13 protein-coding genes are annotated in these 17,873 nt (G+C 32.2%); 3 read left to right on the top strand and 10 right to left on the bottom strand.

What is annotated here, in order from left to right; translation table 11 throughout:
* The first annotated feature begins 72 nt into the window (after window positions 1-72).
* A complete protein-coding gene (mnmE, locus tag RM538_RS11605; protein WP_311333608.1) occupies window positions 73-1,470 on the top strand; it encodes a tRNA uridine-5-carboxymethylaminomethyl(34) synthesis GTPase MnmE in 1,398 nt (465 codons plus the stop codon).
* A gap of 58 nt (window positions 1,471-1,528) precedes the next feature.
* Here the strand turns inward: mnmE and RM538_RS11600 are convergent, their stop codons facing one another.
* Entirely contained in the window at window positions 1,529-4,660 is a 3,132-nt protein-coding gene (locus RM538_RS11600; protein ID WP_311333607.1) for a T9SS type A sorting domain-containing protein, read from the bottom strand.
* Window positions 4,661-4,753: 93 nt separating this feature from the next.
* Window positions 4,754-6,403, bottom strand: a complete 1,650-nt coding sequence (pafA, locus tag RM538_RS11595; protein WP_311333606.1) for an alkaline phosphatase PafA — start codon at window positions 6,401-6,403, stop codon at window positions 4,754-4,756.
* Window positions 6,404-6,524: 121 nt separating this feature from the next.
* Here pafA and RM538_RS11590 point away from each other — a divergent pair, with 121 nt between their 5' ends.
* Both RM538_RS11590 and RM538_RS11585 read left to right on the top strand, forming a co-directional pair.
* Window positions 6,525-7,964: a CotH kinase family protein gene (locus RM538_RS11590; protein ID WP_311333605.1), complete on the top strand. Its 1,440-nt coding sequence runs from the start codon at window positions 6,525-6,527 to the stop codon at window positions 7,962-7,964.
* A gap of 118 nt (window positions 7,965-8,082) precedes the next feature.
* The gene (locus RM538_RS11585) at window positions 8,083-8,511 is read left to right on the top strand and encodes an FKBP-type peptidyl-prolyl cis-trans isomerase (RefSeq protein ID WP_311333604.1); all 429 of its coding nucleotides are present in this window, start codon (window positions 8,083-8,085) and stop codon (window positions 8,509-8,511) included.
* 55 nt (window positions 8,512-8,566) lie between these two features.
* On the opposite strand, the gene RM538_RS11580 is transcribed toward RM538_RS11585, so the two are convergent.
* From RM538_RS11580 to RM538_RS11545, 8 genes are read right to left on the bottom strand one after another with little or no spacing between them, the layout of a single operon-like run.
* Window positions 8,567-9,916: a capsule assembly Wzi family protein gene (locus RM538_RS11580; protein ID WP_311333603.1), complete on the bottom strand. Its 1,350-nt coding sequence runs from the start codon at window positions 9,914-9,916 to the stop codon at window positions 8,567-8,569.
* A complete protein-coding gene (locus RM538_RS11575) occupies window positions 9,916-12,267 on the bottom strand; it encodes a GumC family protein (RefSeq protein ID WP_311333602.1) in 2,352 nt (783 codons plus the stop codon). Before RM538_RS11575 ends, RM538_RS11580 begins: the two co-directional genes overlap by 1 nt.
* Before the next feature lie 3 nt (window positions 12,268-12,270).
* Window positions 12,271-13,047, bottom strand: a complete 777-nt coding sequence (locus RM538_RS11570) for a polysaccharide biosynthesis/export family protein (protein ID WP_311333601.1) — start codon at window positions 13,045-13,047, stop codon at window positions 12,271-12,273.
* Window positions 13,048-13,085: 38 nt separating this feature from the next.
* Complete coding sequence (locus tag RM538_RS11565) at window positions 13,086-15,023, bottom strand: polysaccharide biosynthesis protein (RefSeq protein WP_311333600.1); 1,938 nt, start codon at window positions 15,021-15,023, stop codon at window positions 13,086-13,088.
* Between the two features lie 14 nt (window positions 15,024-15,037).
* Window positions 15,038-16,180 (bottom strand): DegT/DnrJ/EryC1/StrS family aminotransferase, encoded by a 1,143-nt coding sequence (locus RM538_RS11560; RefSeq protein WP_311333599.1) that lies wholly within the window; start codon window positions 16,178-16,180, stop codon window positions 15,038-15,040.
* Window positions 16,170-16,934 carry a formyltransferase family protein gene (locus tag RM538_RS11555; RefSeq protein ID WP_311333598.1) on the bottom strand — a complete coding sequence of 255 codons (765 nt, stop codon included), beginning with the start codon at window positions 16,932-16,934 and terminating at the stop codon, window positions 16,170-16,172. The genes RM538_RS11560 and RM538_RS11555 overlap by 11 nt, the downstream gene beginning before the upstream one ends.
* The gene (locus RM538_RS11550) at window positions 16,931-17,266 is read right to left on the bottom strand and encodes a hypothetical protein (RefSeq protein ID WP_311333597.1); all 336 of its coding nucleotides are present in this window, start codon (window positions 17,264-17,266) and stop codon (window positions 16,931-16,933) included. The genes RM538_RS11555 and RM538_RS11550 overlap by 4 nt, the downstream gene beginning before the upstream one ends.
* Window positions 17,263-17,868, bottom strand: a complete 606-nt coding sequence (locus RM538_RS11545) for a sugar transferase (RefSeq protein ID WP_311333596.1) — start codon at window positions 17,866-17,868, stop codon at window positions 17,263-17,265. Before RM538_RS11545 ends, RM538_RS11550 begins: the two co-directional genes overlap by 4 nt.
* Window positions 17,869-17,873: the final 5 nt, after the last annotated feature.

The following is a 17,873-nucleotide window of genomic DNA, read 5'->3' as shown; positions in this document are numbered from 1 at the left end:
TATAAACTTACACAATGTTACAGATTTTTCAACTTTATTTTATGGCAACTATAATTCGTACTTTTGCATCCTATGCAATACAATGATACTATAGTTGCCCTAGCAACACCAGCAGGAGCTGGTGCTATTGCTGTGATTAGACTTTCTGGAGAAGGTGCTATTTCTATAGCTTCGGCCATCTTTGTTTCAATTTCTGGTAAAAATATAGCGTCTCAAAAAACACATACGGTACATTTAGGACATATTAAGGATGGTACAAGAGTAGTTGATGAAGTTCTAGCAACCATTTTTAAAAACCCTAATAGCTATACTGGAGAAAATGTAGTAGAATTTTCTTGTCATGGAAGTAATTATATTCAGCAAGAGATAATTCAGCTTTGTCTACGAAAAGGATGCAGAATGGCAACCGCTGGAGAATTTACACTACGTGCTTTCTTAAATGGAAAAATGGATTTAAGCCAAGCAGAAGCCGTAGCCGATTTAATTGCAAGTGAAAGTGAAGCCTCTCACCAATTAGCCATACAGCAAATGCGAGGTGGGTTTAGCAATGAAATTAAAGTACTCAGAGAAGAATTACTCAACTTTGCATCATTAATTGAGTTAGAACTTGATTTTTCAGAAGAAGATGTAGAGTTTGCAAATAGAGAAGAGTTTCAAAAACTTATTACAAGAATTACCAATGTCTTAAAACGACTTATAGATAGCTTTGCCACAGGAAATGTACTTAAAAATGGTATTCCTGTTGCCATTGTTGGTGAACCCAATGTTGGGAAATCTACCCTATTAAATTCACTTTTAAATGAAGAACGCGCTATTGTTAGTGATATAGCAGGAACTACACGCGATACTATTGAAGATGAAATAAGCATTGGGGGTATTGGCTTTAGGTTTATTGACACGGCAGGTATTCGAGAAACGAGTGATACTATTGAAGGACTAGGTATAAAGAAAACCTTTGAGAAGATAAAAGATAGTCAAGTTGTAATCTTGATGTTTAGTGCTATTGAATTAAAAGGCTCAAAGTCTAACTTACAAGTTGAAATTGAAAAAATTAAAAACAAATACCCACAGAAACCTTTAATTGTAGTGGTTAATAAGGTTGACCAACTTTCTGAAAAAGAAACCTCAAACCTATTATCCTTAATACCCAACACCTCATCCTTAATACCTGTCTCAGCTAAAACAGGGAAAGGTGTTGAAGAACTAAAGAACACACTATTAGAGTTTGTAAATACTGGAGCTCTTAGAAATAATGAGACGATAGTCACTAATACGCGTCACTACGATTCACTATTAAAAGCATTAGAAGAAATCCAAAAAGTACAAGTGGGAATAGACGCAAATTTAAGCGGAGATTTATTAGCAATAGATATTAGACAAGCACTTTATTACTTTGGTGAAATTACTGGTGAGATTACTAATGATGATTTATTAGGAAATATTTTTGCTAATTTCTGTATTGGGAAGTAAATATAAAACTCCTCTCTAAAAATAGAGAGGAGTTTGTTTTTAATAAAGTAATCTATTATTATTTCTTAATTAATTGTGTCACCATTTGCTTTTCGCCAGATGTAATTATAGCTAGATACATTCCAGCATCCAATTGAGTAAGGTCTACTGTTTTTTCTGAAGTAGATATTTCAAAGTTTTCTTTTGTAACCAACCTACCAGCAAGATCGTAAATAGATATACTATCTAATTCTAAAAGTTGAGGGTTTAGAACTGATAACTTATTTTGTATAGGATTTGGCACAAGTTGTAAGGTAGATAAGTCTTTCTCCTCTACTCCCAGAACTTCTACTACAGTAAGTTCAAAAGTGTAATCTACATCATTTAAAGAACCATCAATAGCTGTTAAAGTTATATCAAAAACGCCAAGCCCAAGCTCAGTTCCGGGCAAAGGGTTTTGCTCTAATACAATAGATGGTGTTGCATCACAATTGTCTGTTGCTATAACACCTACTGTAAAATCCTCTAAGGTATATACCCCAGTTCCACTATCTGCTACTACTTCCATATCATCTGGTAATGAGCTTTGATTAAACTCAGGGTCTATATTATCTTCAACAGTTACTGTTGCAATACATGTATCTACATTACCAAATGAATCTGTTACTGTTAAAGTAACATTATTAGTTCCTAAGTCTGAACAACTAAAGCTAGTAACATCAATAGTAATTGTATCTATACCACAATTATCTGTACTGCCATTATCAATTTGGGAAGCAACAATAGTTGCATTCCCCGTTGCATCTAACTGAACTGTAATGTCTTGACAAACTACAGATGGAAGGTCATTATCTTCTACAGTAATTATTTGATCACATTCTAATGGTGCACCAGACGAGCTGGTAACTGTCCATGTTCTAGTAATTGTCATAACTCCAGTACTACTAGCTACACTATCTGTAAAAGAGATACTTTGAGAAGTACATGTTCCTGACGAAGTTGCTGTACCTGTATTTGCTGGGTCTGTACTTTCATCACATTGTACTGTAACATTTGCTGGACAACTTATAGATATTGTACAACTAGAAATATCCACATTTACAGTTCCTAGTGTTACATCTAATCCTCCACCAGAGCCAGAGTTTCCTCCATCATTAGCTACTAGCGTTAAGGTTGTGGCATCATCACCAGAAAGTCCTACAGGACCTGTATATTGAATGTTTGAAGCCGTATTTAAGTAATTATCAATAGCAGTTTCAGAACCTGTTAATATAAGTGTACCACCAGACCCTCCAACAGTAACTCCTCCTACTGAAGCCGCTGCTAAATCTCCTTGTCCTGCTGTTATTGTTAAATCTATTGCATTACTTCCAGAATCTATATCTGTAAATTGTGCCTGAGATAAATCTACATCTGAAGCTACATTTTCTAATACAGAAATATCTGAAGGCAATGAAGTAATTGTTGGGTCATCATTTACAGCTGCGATATCAAAAGTAACGGTTGCAGTATTTGAATTTTCTAAACCATCATTGCTAATAAAAGATATACTACCAGCATTTGTTCCATTTAGATCTGGAGTTGGTGTAAAAGTAGCAGCATCTAAAGCTGAATTAATATCTACAAGTGTACCACTTGCGGTAAAACTTGCTGAACCATTACCACTTCCTCCAAATGTGATTCCTGTTGTACCTATAGTTAAAGCTCCTCCTGTAATTGTAAATGAGACTACTTGACTATCCACTTCAGCATCATTTACTTGAATATTGTTTGCCAATGCAACATCTATATCATCTTCATTTACAGTTGGTGCACTAGGTGCAGTAGCAGATGGTGCTGTATTAATTGGTGTTGTTGCAACCAAATCTATACTCAGGTCATACATCTGTACATTATCTACTGAAGAACCTTCTTGACTAACTCTAACAAAATAAGTTCCAGCTAGCGGGAGAGTAAAATTTGATATTGTTTCATCAACTCCAGCGCCATTTCCAGAACCAGTTGCCAGTATTGTTGTACCATTAGTACCTAGGAGCTCAAACTCTAAATTTGAAATTGTTTGTGCATTAAATGGCGACCCTGAACTACAAGCACCACTAGAAAACTGGACTCCTTCTAAATATGTAGTTCCGGTAGGCGAAAGGGTACCTGAAAAAGTTGCTGCTTCACTTATAGTAAAAGAGAAAAAATCTACTTCAGAATTATCATCGATACTTCTTTGTATAACATCATAAGTAGTTGGTAATGCATTTGAGCCTAGCAAAACTGACTCTGCTGAAGAATCATTTGTACCATCAAAATCACCATAATGCCTATTTACTCCTAAAATATCATCCTCCTGCTGTCCAAAAAAAGATATGTTTACAAAAGGCTCCATTAATTTTGAACCTTCTACAGGACACACGTGTAACAAACCAATACCGTGCCCTATTTCATGGGCAAGTACATTAAAGTTTCCGTTGGTAGTATCGTTGTTATCAAAAAAGTTATCTGAGGTATCAATTATCATATCACCTGCATTTGGAAAATAATTACAGGCTAGAACACCACTATTACCATCAAGCGCTCTTCCAGAAATACGCATATCTCCACGAACTCCTAATTGTCCTGCAGTACTTACATTAGTTGCTCCATCATCATTAGGCTCGTAGACAAAGTTTAATCCAGACACATCTGACCAAGATGTAAACATATCTACAAATAGTTGATGCCAAGGTGCTGTGGTAAAATCCCCAGCTGTCGTCGGAGGCCCATATATTCCATTAAAAAATGCAATAAAATCACTCCCTGAAGAACTTTCTCCTGGAACTTGACATCCGCCATTACCAATTGCTGTTCCATCTGGAACATAACTCCAAGTTAAGGTAGTAACATCTCCTTGACCAAGCCCACCACCGTCTGTAGCCGTACTTTGCCATCTTCCTGCAAGATTAAAACGCATCTCGGAAGATAATTGTAAACTATTTCCAAAAGGATTTCTATTACTATAAAATTGATCTATGTATTCTTGTCTAGTTCCTGGGGCAAAACAAACAGCAGGTATTTCTTCATATTCTGAAGATGTCAATTTGTTAACAATTAATTCTTTTTTTTGGTTATTGGGGTCATCAAGACTAGATGAGTTAATTGAAGTACCAAGAATGTCTGAAACTAAGATAAGTCCCAAACATGCTATTACTGCAACAGCAGATAAAATAGTAACGTTTTTCATAAAAAATTAGGTTAAGTACATTTATAGGAAATAAATATAGATATTATAATTTTAAAAAGAGACTCTTATAATTAGCTTGAAATTTGAAAGAAATTAAAGTTTTATACACTTTAAGCTCAAATTAGATGCTGTATCTGGAATTTTTAAGTCGATTATTTCTGCAATAGTCGCCACTATACTTGTGCTATAAGTTCTTTCATTTGTCTCACCTTTTTTGATTCTAGCTCCATAAAATAATAGAGGAATATGTGAATCATATTCGTAAAGGCTTCCATGCCCAGAGCCACTTTGTGCATAAACAGCAGTATTTTGTTCTAAAACATAATATATATCTCCACCTCGTTCCTTATGAAACCCTTTTTGTATGTATTGGGCTTTAGTACTTGTAAACTCTTGTGAAAGTATTTGCTTTCTACTTAAGGCTTTTGCAATCATGGGATAGTCGTTAAGAAAAATTAAAATATTCTTAGTAAGCTCTTCTACTGTTAATCCTAGTTCTTTTATTTTTTCTTTATTGAAATATATTTGATTATTAGAAATATCTTCAATAACATTTACATCCTTATACAAAGCAAACATCTTTGTTTTTAAATCTGATTTAAAAGATCCTTCCTTAAAATAACTTGCTGCAATACCTTCAGATTTTAAAAAATTTGAATTTTCTAAAGCGCCATGATCTGCTGTTAAAAACAAAGTATAGTTTTCTTTTCCTACCTTTTTATTAAGCTCTAGTAACATGCGTTCAATATCTCTATCAAGTCTTAAATAAGCATCTTCTGTCTCAATAGCATTTACCCCAAAATTATGTCCAATATAATCTGTACTTGAAAAACTAATAAGTAAAAAATCGGTAAACTCATCTTTTCCCAAAGCTTCATTCTCTAGTGCTGCTAAGGCAAAATCTAACGTAAGGCTATTTCCAAATGGTGTGTATTTTAATATGTCATAATTTCCATTTTCTGGAGCAAGTGCTTTTAAGTTATAAGGGAATGTTACCTTTTCTTTTCCATTAAACCCTCTTTCAAAACTGGTATTATCTCTAGTACTTTCAGTATAACTCTCTATAGGTAATAGCGTATTCCACGTGTCTAAATAAATGTCTACCTTTTCAGATTCATTAAATTTTCTTACCCATTCTGGGAGCTGCTCCGTATAGTATGAAGAAGTTATCCAACCTCCTTGCCCCTTTCCTCTAAACCAGTAAGCTGCATCTGCTTTCTTACCACCAGAAAGAATGGCTGCTCTGCTTTTTAATGCTATGCTTATAGTTTTACCTTTGCCATTTGTAGCGATTGTATTTGCATCTCCTATAGTTTCTACGAGTAAGTTATTTGGTGAGTGTCTTTCGACTTTACTCCCCGTGCCAACAGGAGAAACGTTAGGATCATTTACGCAATATTCAATTTTTTTTAATTTTTTATTATACCAGCTATTGTTTATGATTCCATGTACACTTGGTGTTGTACCAGTATAAATTGAAGCATGCCCAGGTGCTGTTTTAGTAGGAACGTAATTAAGGTAGTTATTTTTAAAATTATGTCCTTCCCTCTCAAGTTTTTTGAAACCTCCTTCTCCATATTTATTTGAAAATTTTGTTAAGTAATCATATCGCATTTGATCTACCACTACCCCAACGATTAACTTAGGTTTTTTTGCTTCATTTTGTGAAACTTGAGAAAATAAAGTATAGCCTGGCATTACTATTGAAAAGAAAAGAGCAAGAATGAAGGTGTAGTATTTCATAATAAATTTTGCACAAAATAAGTGCCGTACTTTATTTTTAAAGATAAACAATTGCAAATATGAAATATCTTAGCAATTTCATAAATAATTTAAATCTGTACCTTTATTTTTTTATACTATTATGAAAATTAACTTTAGTTTACTTCTATTTATTTGTGTTTTAAGCTTTACAGCCTGTGCGCAATCACTTTCTTTAGATTCAGAGTTTTGCGGTGTGGACACTAACAATAAAATTATTGTATGTCATCTTAATTATGAAAGCCAAAAAATGAATAACTCCTACTCTAAAATAGTTATTGATACTACGGAGTATTCTTTTGAAAAAGGAAGTGTTAAACCATCAACCGAGACAAAATATACTGTTTTTACTGAAAAAGAAACATATACTCTATACTTTTCAAGTTTACCTATTATAAAATTACAAACTCAAGACTCTATAGTTAATGAACCGAAAATAGTTGCTCAATTTAGTTATGGCAGTAAGAGTGATATAGTAGTATCTACTGCAGGAATTGAATTAAGAGGAAATAGTGCTTTACGCTATCCAAAGAAGTCTTACGACATGGAATTTTGGAAAGATACTGAAACTAAAAAAACGAAAGATTATAAGTTTAATACACTTAGAAAAGATGACGACTGGCAGTTTAACAGTATGTATAATGAGCCTTTAAAATTACGCTCTTATGTAAGTAATAAATTGTGGTTAGCAATAAGAAAACTTTCATATACTGATCAGGAACCTACTTCTAAAAGTGGATTGGATTTATTGCTTGCAGAAGTTTTTTTGAATAACGAGTATCACGGAGTTTATTACTTTTCTGAGCAAATAGATAGAAAGCAACTTCAACTTAAAAAATATGATGACAGCTTAAAAATTGTGTTTGGTGAGTTATTTAAGGCAAACAGATATGCTGGAGGTACTGCATTTAAAAGTATTGAAGATTTTAATAATGCATTTCCAGAATGGAATGGCTTTGGAATGCGATATCCATATGAAGACTACGTTGCTCATTATAATGATTTATACAAACTTGTAAGTTTGATAGCAACAGCAACCGATGAAGAGTTTAAAACTAATATTGCAACGTATTTTGACATTGATAATGCAATAGATTATTTTTTGTTCATTAACTTATTGCGAGCAACAGATAACATGGGAAAAAATTATTTTCTTGCTAGATATAATAAAGATACTCCTTACTTTTTTGTTCCTTGGGATCTAGATGGAGTTATGGGACAAATACAGGATGGAAAACGTATTTCAACCACAAATGATATTTTAAGTAATCACTTTTTTGATAGACTTATCACCACAAATGCAGCTAATTTTAATAAAAGAGTAAAAGAGCGTTGGACATTACTTAGAGAAGATGAATACAGTACAAACTCTATACTCTCTAAGGTTAAAAAACTTCATTCTTTTTATTTAGAAAATAATATCTATGAAAGAGAACATATTGCATGGCCAGAAACTAATGTTGCAGAAAACGATTTAGCATACCTTACTAAATGGTTAAAAGATAGACTTGCTTTTCTTGACACACATTTTGAGAGACAGTAAAATCGATAATTAACAATTAATTGTTAAGGTTTTCACAATCTAAAGGATTAATACAGAATACTTTTGGCGTTCTATACACTACTTATACCTTTGCATCTTAAATTTGAAAAACAATAGTATGAGTCAAGTAAAAAATAATGATACTGTACAAGTACATTACACAGGAAAACTAGGTAACGGACAAGTTTTTGATAGTTCTGTGGAGAGAGAACCACTAGAAATTACTTTAGGACAAGGAGCATTAATTCCTGGTTTTGAGAAAGGACTTTTGGACATGAAAGTAAGTGAAAAGAAAACAATTACTATCCCAAAGCAAGAAGCGTATGGAGAAGTTCAAAAAGAATTGTTTCAGTCTGTTCCTAAAGATAATTTACCACAAGAAATAAAGCCAGAAGTAGGTATGGGACTTATGGCAAAAAACCCAGATGGTACAGAAAGACAACTACGTGTAACAGAGGTAAAAGATGATCATATTATTGTAGATGCAAATCATCCTTTAGCCGGACATGACCTTACTTTTGATTTGGAACTTGTTGCAATAAAGTAAGTACAATTAATATTATTTTGAAAAGCCCGAGCATTTTTTTCGGGCTTTTTTATTTTTAAAAACTGTACTTATAAGTAATTCCTCCCCCTATATTAGTATCACTACTATTACCAAAGTCTAGTCCAACCTGTAGTATAAAGGTGCCTATATCCTTGAAATTTCTTGAAATTGAACTATAAGAATGGACATCTTTTAATGATCTATCTAAAGGATTGAAAACAGTTCCAAGTCTTTCAACATAGCTTGCTTTAGCTTCATAATTAAATTTTCCTATAAATCCTTTTACAGCGAAGTGATGCGCAGAAATGCTATTTATAACTACTGGATTTCTTTCATTCTCATTATTAACAATAGAAGAATCAAAAACAAAAAAAGGAAGACCAATAATGGTTGAATCATAAGTCCACCCAGATTTATATATCATATTATTAAAATAATTATCTTTTCCGCTAAATCCTGTTGTGCCACTTTGGTTTTGGGTGGTTATATACTCATATAATACAGCAGAAAAAATATTACTTTGTTTTGTTTTTAAATACACACCCCATATACCATCTGGAAAATTAGCTAAGCGCGTTCCAGAGCCATCTTCAAAAGGGTGTTCGTGATAGAGTTTAAATATACCCAACCCTGTTGAGAATTCATATTCTAAAAAATAGGTTCCAAGATGGTTTCCTAAAGCATTACGACTCTCTCCTTCTAAACTATTTTCTTGAGAACGCTTTGCAAAGAAAACATCAACAAATGCATTAAAGTCATCTTCTAATTTTCCAAACTCTGGAGAGTTTCCTCCCCATTGTGCAAAATGTTGTATTCTGGCTGTAATTTTATTGGTTTCATTTAAAGAAAAAATAGCTCCAAGATGTTTGTAGTGAACACGAGTATCTTTAACAAAACGATTATCGTTAAGCTGGTAATGAGCAATACCCCAGTCTAAACCTATGCTATTTGATAATTTTAAAGGAATGGGTGCTTCTATTAATAATCCTGGAAGAGGCCTAGAGTTATTAGACCATAAAAAATTCTGATTTGTACTGGACAATCCATCAAGTCTTTCTTCTACTTTTTTAGAACCTAAAATTGCTTTAACCCAATTATTTTCAAATTTTAAATATAAATCTCTTCGCTGAAAATTATCATTAAAGCCATCCCTTAATAAAAGCGTTGAACCAGCTTCAATGCTAGAGGTATTTGTTAGATTATAAGATACTGCAATAGAGCCTTGCAAGACAGCATTTGTAAGTGGAGAAACTGTGTTAGAAGTATTGGTGTACATCCAAAAAGGGAGGTTGTCTTGATTAGCATATAAACCCCCAATTTCTATTTCTCCAACTACTTTAAGTTGTTGAGAAAAAACTGTAAAGATGTTACCTAAAAGATATAAAAGTAAAACACAAAACCTCATTAGCTTAAGAACCTCTTGTACCAAGGAATTTTATCTGTTGTATAGCTATATCCATATTTATTACCATAACCAAAGTTATTGATATCTACGTTATTTAATACACCAGAAACATTAGTTAATTTACCTTGACTAGTTACATCTTTACAATACTCTAATAAGTCTTTATCAGTATAACCTGCTCTAAAAACATATAAAGTTATATCTGCTAACTTATTAATTAATAAGGTGTCTGTTACAAGCATTGAAGGAGCAGTATCTACAATAATGTAATCGTAAGAATCATTAAGCTCATTAAAAAATTGACTTGTGCGATCTTGCATTAATAACTCTGCAGGGTTTGGAGGTATTGTTCCAGATAAAATTATATCTAGATTATCGTAACTTTCACTCTTTATAGTTAAAGAATTTGCAGTAATAGAGTCGTCAACAATATATTCAGTAAGTCCTTTGTGAGAGGTAGTTTTATTTTTAATATATCTATGTAATTGAGGATTTCTAATATCTGCACCAACAAGTACAACTTTTTTACCTGTTAAAGCTAATGTGAGGGCAAGATTGAATGCCACAAAGGTTTTCCCTTCGCCTTTTATAGTAGACGTCACAAATATTTTTTTCTTGCCTTCAGGTTTATTAACAAATAAATACTGCAAATTGGTACGAAGTATACGAAAAGCTTCTGCAAGCATACTTCTATCATTAACACCTACTAACTCAGAATCACCCTTTTTAAGTCTTGGAATTTCTCCAATAATTGAAAATGAAGGAATCACATTTGTAATATCTTTTCTATTTGAAACTTTAGTATTGAATAAGTCCTTACCATAAATAACACCAATAGGAAAAATAAAACCTAATACTAGTGAAATCCCGTAGATTAAAAGTTTTTTAGGAAATACAGGAGCAACTTTTGTATATGCGGTATCAATAATTTTTGCTTTTGGAGTTGTTACTGCAAGTGATATTGCTGTTTCTTCTCTCTTTTGAAGCAAGTAAAGGTATAAAGTTTCCTTAATCTCTTGTTGCCGTATAATATCACGCAACCCTTTTTCTAAGGAAGGAATTTCAGAAATTTCAGAGTTTATTTGTCCTCCTTGGGTATTTAGTTTTCTACTTTGTATTGCTAAAGATTGCTCTAAACTTGTGAGGTTTTTTGTAATAGTATTTCTTAATTCAGCTACTTGACTATTTAAGGTTTGTACTACAGGATTAGCTTCTGTAGAAGAAGAAAGCAGTTTCTGTCTTTGCAAAAGCAATGTATTATAGTTCTCTATTAAACTTGCTAACTGTACCTCTTTAATACCAATATTAGACGGGAGTAACGCATAGGTGTCAGCAGATTGCATATAGGATTTTACAGAATTCACAAGCTGTATTTGTGTATCTACTTCTGCTCTTTTCTTATTGAATTCAGAAAGATTTTCTATAAACAACTGGCCTTCGGCTTCAATATTAGTAAGGTTTTGGTCCTCTTTAAAGATCACTTTATCACTTTCTACAGAGTCTAACTCTTTAGTGATTATAGCTAATCTTTTTTCAATAAAATTTGCAGTATTATTTGAAACAAGGTTTCTATCATTTACTGCATCTTCATTGTATAATATTACTAAAGCATTTAATATAGCTTCAGATTTTTCTGGGGTAGGAGTTGCTAAAGATATCTTTAAAACACTAGCAAACTTACTTACTCTAGAGACACTAATTGTATTTCTTAATGAAATTACTAGGTTTTCTAGATTTTGGACTTTAATTCTATATGTGTCATTTTCTTTAAAGCGATTATTATCTACCAACTCTTTATTAATAATAATATCTCCAAAAGGCATTTTTATAATGTCCCCATATTTGTAATTTGCTTTTTCTTGATTTTCAGAAAATATTGCAAAGCTTTCATCAGGAAGTAATTGAACAAAGAATTCTTTGATAGGGTATGAAATTTCATTATTGGGTGTAAGGATATTTACAGAAAAAGGTTTATTGTCAAATAACTCTGAATCTTTTACATTCCCATCCTTAAAATAACGTATGTTTAAATCTAGTCTTTCTACAACTCTTTCAATCAAAGATTTTGATTTTAAAATCTGGATTTCATTTTCAAAACTAGCAGAGTTTAACCCTCCTGCTAAACCTAAATCTTGAAAAGCTGCTAGCTCAGAGAGCGAGCTGTTTTGTTCATCTTTAATTAATATTGTTGTCTCACTTTCATAGATAGCTGTGGAATATCGTAAAAAAGTAAAAGCAGCAATCACAGCAAAAAGCATTGTAAGTATAAACCAAGGCCAGTAGCGTGTATATCTACCAACTTGTTCTTTAAGTGTAGGCTCAGTTTGTTGTATTTGCTTGGATTGCGACATAATTTATCTAAATATTAAAACCAAAACTGAAACTAACAGGGACGCAATACCTACGTAAATTGATGAGTTTCTATTAAAGCTTGAACTTTGTCTTTGTGCATTGTTAGGCTCAACGTACACGATGTCATTTTGTTGTAAGTAATAGTAGTCTGAATTGATAAAACTTGCATCTGTAATATCTACATACTTATATACTTTTTTTCCATCTTTTTCTCTAAGGACAAGTATATTGTCACGCTGACCATAAATAGTTAAATCTCCTGCTAAACCAAGTGCAGCTGGGAGTGAAAGCCGCTCGTTAACAACTGGAAAAGTACCAGGTCTAGTAACTTCCCCAAGTACACTAACTTGAAAATTGAGTAACCTAATAGATACTACTGGCTCTTTGAGGTATGTTTTTAAAAGGTTTGTGAGCTTTGCATTAAGCTGTGTAATGCTAAGATCTTTTACTTCAATTTCACCTAATTCTGGAAAAATTATAGTCCCAGCTTCAGAAACTAAATAAGGCTGCTGCTGAAAATTATTTAGGTTTAAAGCGGCAAGGTCATTAGAGGTAGGTCTTGTTTCTACTAGAAGGTTAAAGGGTCTTGCTGCTTCTATATTTCTAGCAGAAACAACAATAGATAATAAATCACTTGGCTGTATTGTAATACTTGTTACTTCCTTGTTTTGAGTTGCTGCCAAAGATTCTATATTTTGAAAATAAGCAATATCTTTTCTAGGAACGCAACTACTTACTAAGGCAAGAAATATTATGGATACAATTTTAATTATTTTCATACACTTGCAAATATAAGTTTATTGTAAACCTTTTTATTTTAATTATCGTCTAACTTTACAAATTTCGAATTTTCGCTTTTATACTCTGGAACTATTTTCTTGAGTAATTTTACAACCTGCGCGTCTTCTTTTCTAGTAGCCGCTTTAATAATATTTTTTATACTTTTTTTAGTTTCAGAAAACTCTTCGGCTGCAACTTTTGCAATCATAATTTTAGGATGATATGTGGGTTGCACTTTAGAGGAATCAGTTAGTAACTCTTCGTATAGCTTTTCGCCAGGACGTAATCCTGTAATTTTTATATCTATATCACTATATGGTTCAAAGCCTGAAAGTCTAATCATTTTCTCTGCTAAATCAAGAATTTTTTTAGGTTTACCCATGTCAAAAACATAAATCTCTCCACCATTTCCCATTGTGCCAGCTTGCAAAACTAATTGGCATGCTTCTGGAATTGTCATAAAATAACGAATAATATTTTTATGAGTAACAGTTACTGGACCTCCTTGAGAAATTTGTTTTTTAAAATGTGGAATCACAGAACCATTAGATCCTAAAACATTACCAAACCTGGTTGTAATAAACTTTGTATTAACTCCTTTTTCATTTTGAAGTGATTGTACATAAATCTCGGCAGCACGTTTTGAAGCACCCATTACATTGGTTGGGTTTACAGCTTTATCTGTAGAGATCATTACAAATTTTTCTACATCATAACTAGTTGATAAAATAGAAAGATTAACTGTTCCAAGTATATTAACATAAATTGCTTCGTGAGGGTTTCTTTCAATAAGAGGTACATGCTTATAAGCAGCTGCATGATACACCAAGTTAAAGTTGTATTTTTTAAACAGTAAGCCCATTCTATACATATTACTTACATCTGCGAGTTCTGTAATAAAGTTTAGTTGTGGTAAATTTTGTGAAAGATAAATGTCCAATTCATGTAAGGCACTTTCGGCTTGATCTAAAACAACGATTAACTCTGGTGAAAATTTTGCTATTTGCTTTACAATCTCGCTGCCAATAGAGCCTGCCCCTCCGGTTACTAGAATTGTTTTACCTTGAAGGTGATTTTCTATTTTTTCAGTATCAAGAGAAATAGACGCTCTATCCAATAAGTCTTCAATTTGAATAGGCTTTATAAAGTTTTTGATATCTGCCTTACTTTTCCAAGTTTGAATGTTAGGGACATTAAGCACCTCTATATTTTTTTCTAAACAAACTTCTACAATTTCATTTTTTTCTTTTCCTGAAATAGAATCACTAGCAATAATAATACTATTCACCCTCATCCTTTCTAACGCTTCTTCTATAGAGTTTTTGATAGAAATTACTGGCTTTCCTACAATTTCATAACTACTTGAAGTAATTTTTTTTGTAAGAAACCCCATTAACTCGTAGTTGGAGTTAACCTCTGTGGTAAGTGCCTTACCGAGAGCTATGGTGTGGTCGTCAATTCCGATAATGGCAACTTTCTTTTTTGAGCTCGAATCTGAAGTTTTTAATAAAAGCTGATAGCTTTCTTTTACACCAATTCTAAAAAGAATCATACTAGTAAAAGATAAAAAGGCATATAGTATAATTGAAGTTGTCAAAAATATTCTTTGATCTTGGACTTGCTCAATAAAAATATTGAGTAAGATAAGAATAGCCCCTGTAGAAAAAGATGCAAATGCAACTTTTATTATATCTGTAAATGTTGAATGCCTTATAATTCCGGAATAAGTTTTAAATAGAAAAAAACCTATACAGTTTACAAGAAGTGCTAGTAATCCTTGAAGAGGCAGCGAAAATACATCGTAAAATTTCAATGGTGTATTTAATAAAACCAAATACACAACTACCATAGAAGTAGTAACTAATAAAACATCAATTAATACAACAACCCACCTTGGAAGATAGTTTTGGTTAAGTAACTCTAACCTATTATCACCTTTAGAAAGGTGTTTAAATATTTTTTGAGGAAGTTTCAACAGTATTTTTTAGTTTAAAGATACTTATTTAAAAAATCTTGAATACCAATTTTAATTCTATTTTTTCCTTCATTGGTTAAGTTGGAGCCAGAAGGTAGACATAACCCAGTAGCAAACAGTTTTTCTGATATGTTTTTCCCATAATATGGTGCTTCTTTATATACTGGTTGTAAATGCATGGGCTTCCATAAAGGTCTAGATTCTATTTGAAGACTAGCCAAATGAATGCGTAAATCGCTTGGTGAAAATCCTATTTTTTGTTGGTTTATTAAAATACACGTGAGCCAATGGTTTGAGAATAGGTCTTTACTTTTTTCAGTAAAAACAGAAACACCTTCTATATCATGAAAGATTTCTTGATAAAAAGCGTTCATTTGTCTTCTAAGTGAAATATGATTGTCTAACACCTCCATTTGTCCTCTTCCGATTCCTGCACAAATATTACTTAATCTATAATTATAGCCTATTTCACTATGCTGATAATGTGGTGCAGTATCTCTAGCCTGAGTAGCCAAAAATATGGCCTTCTGTTTAACATCTGGATTCTTAGTTACTAAAGCACCTCCTCCCGAAGTAGTAATAATTTTATTTCCATTAAAAGAAAGCACTCCTATATCTCCAAACGTTCCGCAGTTTTGACTCTTATAAGTGCTTCCTAGCGCTTCTGCTGAGTCTTCTATAATTGGAATCTCGTATTTTTTTGATATTGCAATTACCTCATCAACTTTATAAGGCATTCCATAAAGATGTACTGCTATAATTGCTTTTGGTTTTTTACCGTTTTTTATTCGATCTTTAATAGCTTCTTCAAGGTGTAAAGGACAAATATTCCATGTTTCTGGCTCACTATCCACAAAAATAGGAGTAGCGCCCTGATAAACAATTGGGTTTGCAGATGCCGAAAATGTCATGCTTTGGCAAATAACTTCGTCCCCTTTTGAAACATCTAATAAAATTAATGCCAAATGGATTGCTGCTGTACCTGAACTTAATGCTGCTACATTACTTTTGTTGCCTAAATAAGTTTCTATATCTTTTTCAAAACCAGTCACATTAGGACCTAGTGGAGCAATCCAATTAGTGTCAAAAGCATTAGTAACATAATTACGCTCACTACCTCCCATGTGAGGAGAGGATAAGTAAATCTTATTTTTCATTATTGAGTTTCTTTATATCTATTTGGACAGCAAACTTTTCTTCTCCTATTTCAAAATAAGCAGCTTCACTAATATCATTTGTTGTTAAGGCTCTAAAGAAATCTATTGCTTCTTGGAAAGTTACTTTATCTGAAAGATTTATTTTTTGAATTTTTTTAAGATCCTTTTTATTATGGGATGTCCCATCCTTTATTTGTAGGTCTCTAGTTGGTTTTAAATTTTCAAGCATTGGAATAGCTTCCACAAACACTTCTTCTTCTAATGCTAAAGTACGTTTATAAAGCTTATCTGCTGTATCTGTTGGCAATATTTCAATTTGCTTTTGATGTATTATATCTCCTTTATCAAGCTCTGAAGCCATAAAATGCAAAGTAGCACCATAGGGTGTTCTTTGTAAAATTGACCAAGAAGGTGTATGCCACCCTTTATTATAAGGTAAAAAGGCAGGGTGAAGATTAAGAAATCCAATTTTAGGAATTTTTAAAACATTCTCTGGAATTATGTATGGAAAATGTATTCCGAAAATATAGTCTAAGTTTAGTGACTTTAGTTTTTCTAGGTTATTAGGATATGTAAATTCTTTACCATAAAAAACTAAGTCTTTTTCAAGGTCTGTTAGTCTCACTAATTCTTCACTATGAGAGGCATTTTGGCCATTTACTACAAATAAAGCTAAGGGCCTATGTCCCCTAATTAACAAACACTTTAAAATCTTAATACTTATATCTCTATCACCTGCAAATGCATATCTCATATTTCTTTTTTTAAATTTTCCAAAAATGAAATAGGAAATGAAATTGCTCCGTTCCATTTTACAAAAGCAAATTCATCTGTTTTAGTTTTTAGTTGCTCTTTAGTGTATTCAAATTGCCCAAACCAATCTTCTAAATGAAATATATAATTATACACCTGTGGTCTTATGGTTTTAGAACAAGAAAAAACATATTCGTTTAACAAATTATATACTACAAGATTAGCTTTATAAATTCTATTGGCTTGAAAAAAAAGCTTATTTTCAATATATAACTCATAAGCTGCTTCAGAGCGCTCTATAGCTATTTCAAGTTTCTGTTTTACTGAATTCATAAATTTCCTGTAAATTTTGTTGTTGTAACATGGTCTTTTGCAGTTATATTTTCTCTTACAAATACTTTTTTTAGAGTTAAAAGTAAAATTTTAAAATCTAGCATAAAGGATTGATTGTTAACATACCATATATCAAATTCAAACTTCTTTTCCCACGAAATCGCATTTCTACCATTAACTTGTGCGTAACCAGTAATTCCTGGTTTTACTTGATGTCTCTTTTTTTGAAATTCGTTATATAACGGTAAATATTCTGGAAGTAATGGTCTAGGCCCTACAATACTCATATCTCCTTTAATAACATTTAATAATTGAGGAATTTCATCTAACGATGTAGAACGAACAAATTTCCCTAAACCAGTAATCCTCTCGTTATCTGGCAATAAATCACCTTTGTTATCGGTAGCATTATTCATAGTTTTAAACTTGATAATGCTGAATATTTTTTCATGCTTCCCTGGTCTTTTCTGTAAGAAAAACGGATTTGTTTTTTGTACTATAGTTAAAAGAATAACTATGACTATAAAGCAAGGAAGAAGAATAACAAATAATACTATTGCTACAAAAAAATCTAATAAAGGTTTTAAAAAATTGCGATACATTAATT

The sequence above is a fragment of the Patiriisocius hiemis genome (genome assembly GCF_031846325.1).
GTDB classification, from domain to species: domain Bacteria; phylum Bacteroidota; class Bacteroidia; order Flavobacteriales; family Flavobacteriaceae; genus Patiriisocius_A; species Patiriisocius_A hiemis.
This window is presented reverse-complemented; position numbering and strand designations above follow the sequence as displayed.

Excerpts from the sequence above, each read along its gene's own strand:
- RM538_RS11555 (WP_311333598.1), bottom strand. The coding sequence starts at position 16,934 with ATGAGATATGCATTTGCAGGTGATAGAGATATAAGTATTAAGATTTTA.
- RM538_RS11600 (WP_311333607.1), bottom strand. The coding sequence starts at position 4,660 with ATGAAAAACGTTACTATTTTATCTGCTGTTGCAGTAATAGCATGTTTG.
- RM538_RS11580 (WP_311333603.1), bottom strand. The coding sequence starts at position 9,916 with ATGAGGTTTTGTGTTTTACTTTTATATCTTTTAGGTAACATCTTTACA.
- RM538_RS11550 (WP_311333597.1), bottom strand. The coding sequence starts at position 17,266 with ATGAATTCAGTAAAACAGAAACTTGAAATAGCTATAGAGCGCTCTGAA.
- RM538_RS11585 (WP_311333604.1), top strand. The coding sequence starts at position 8,083 with ATGAGTCAAGTAAAAAATAATGATACTGTACAAGTACATTACACAGGA.
- mnmE (WP_311333608.1), top strand. The coding sequence starts at position 73 with ATGCAATACAATGATACTATAGTTGCCCTAGCAACACCAGCAGGAGCT.
- RM538_RS11545 (WP_311333596.1), bottom strand. The coding sequence starts at position 17,868 with ATGTATCGCAATTTTTTAAAACCTTTATTAGATTTTTTTGTAGCAATA.
- pafA (WP_311333606.1), bottom strand. The coding sequence starts at position 6,403 with ATGAAATACTACACCTTCATTCTTGCTCTTTTCTTTTCAATAGTAATG.
- RM538_RS11575 (WP_311333602.1), bottom strand. The coding sequence starts at position 12,267 with ATGTCGCAATCCAAGCAAATACAACAAACTGAGCCTACACTTAAAGAA.
- RM538_RS11560 (WP_311333599.1), bottom strand. The coding sequence starts at position 16,180 with ATGAAAAATAAGATTTACTTATCCTCTCCTCACATGGGAGGTAGTGAG.
- RM538_RS11570 (WP_311333601.1), bottom strand. The coding sequence starts at position 13,047 with ATGAAAATAATTAAAATTGTATCCATAATATTTCTTGCCTTAGTAAGT.
- RM538_RS11590 (WP_311333605.1), top strand. The coding sequence starts at position 6,525 with ATGAAAATTAACTTTAGTTTACTTCTATTTATTTGTGTTTTAAGCTTT.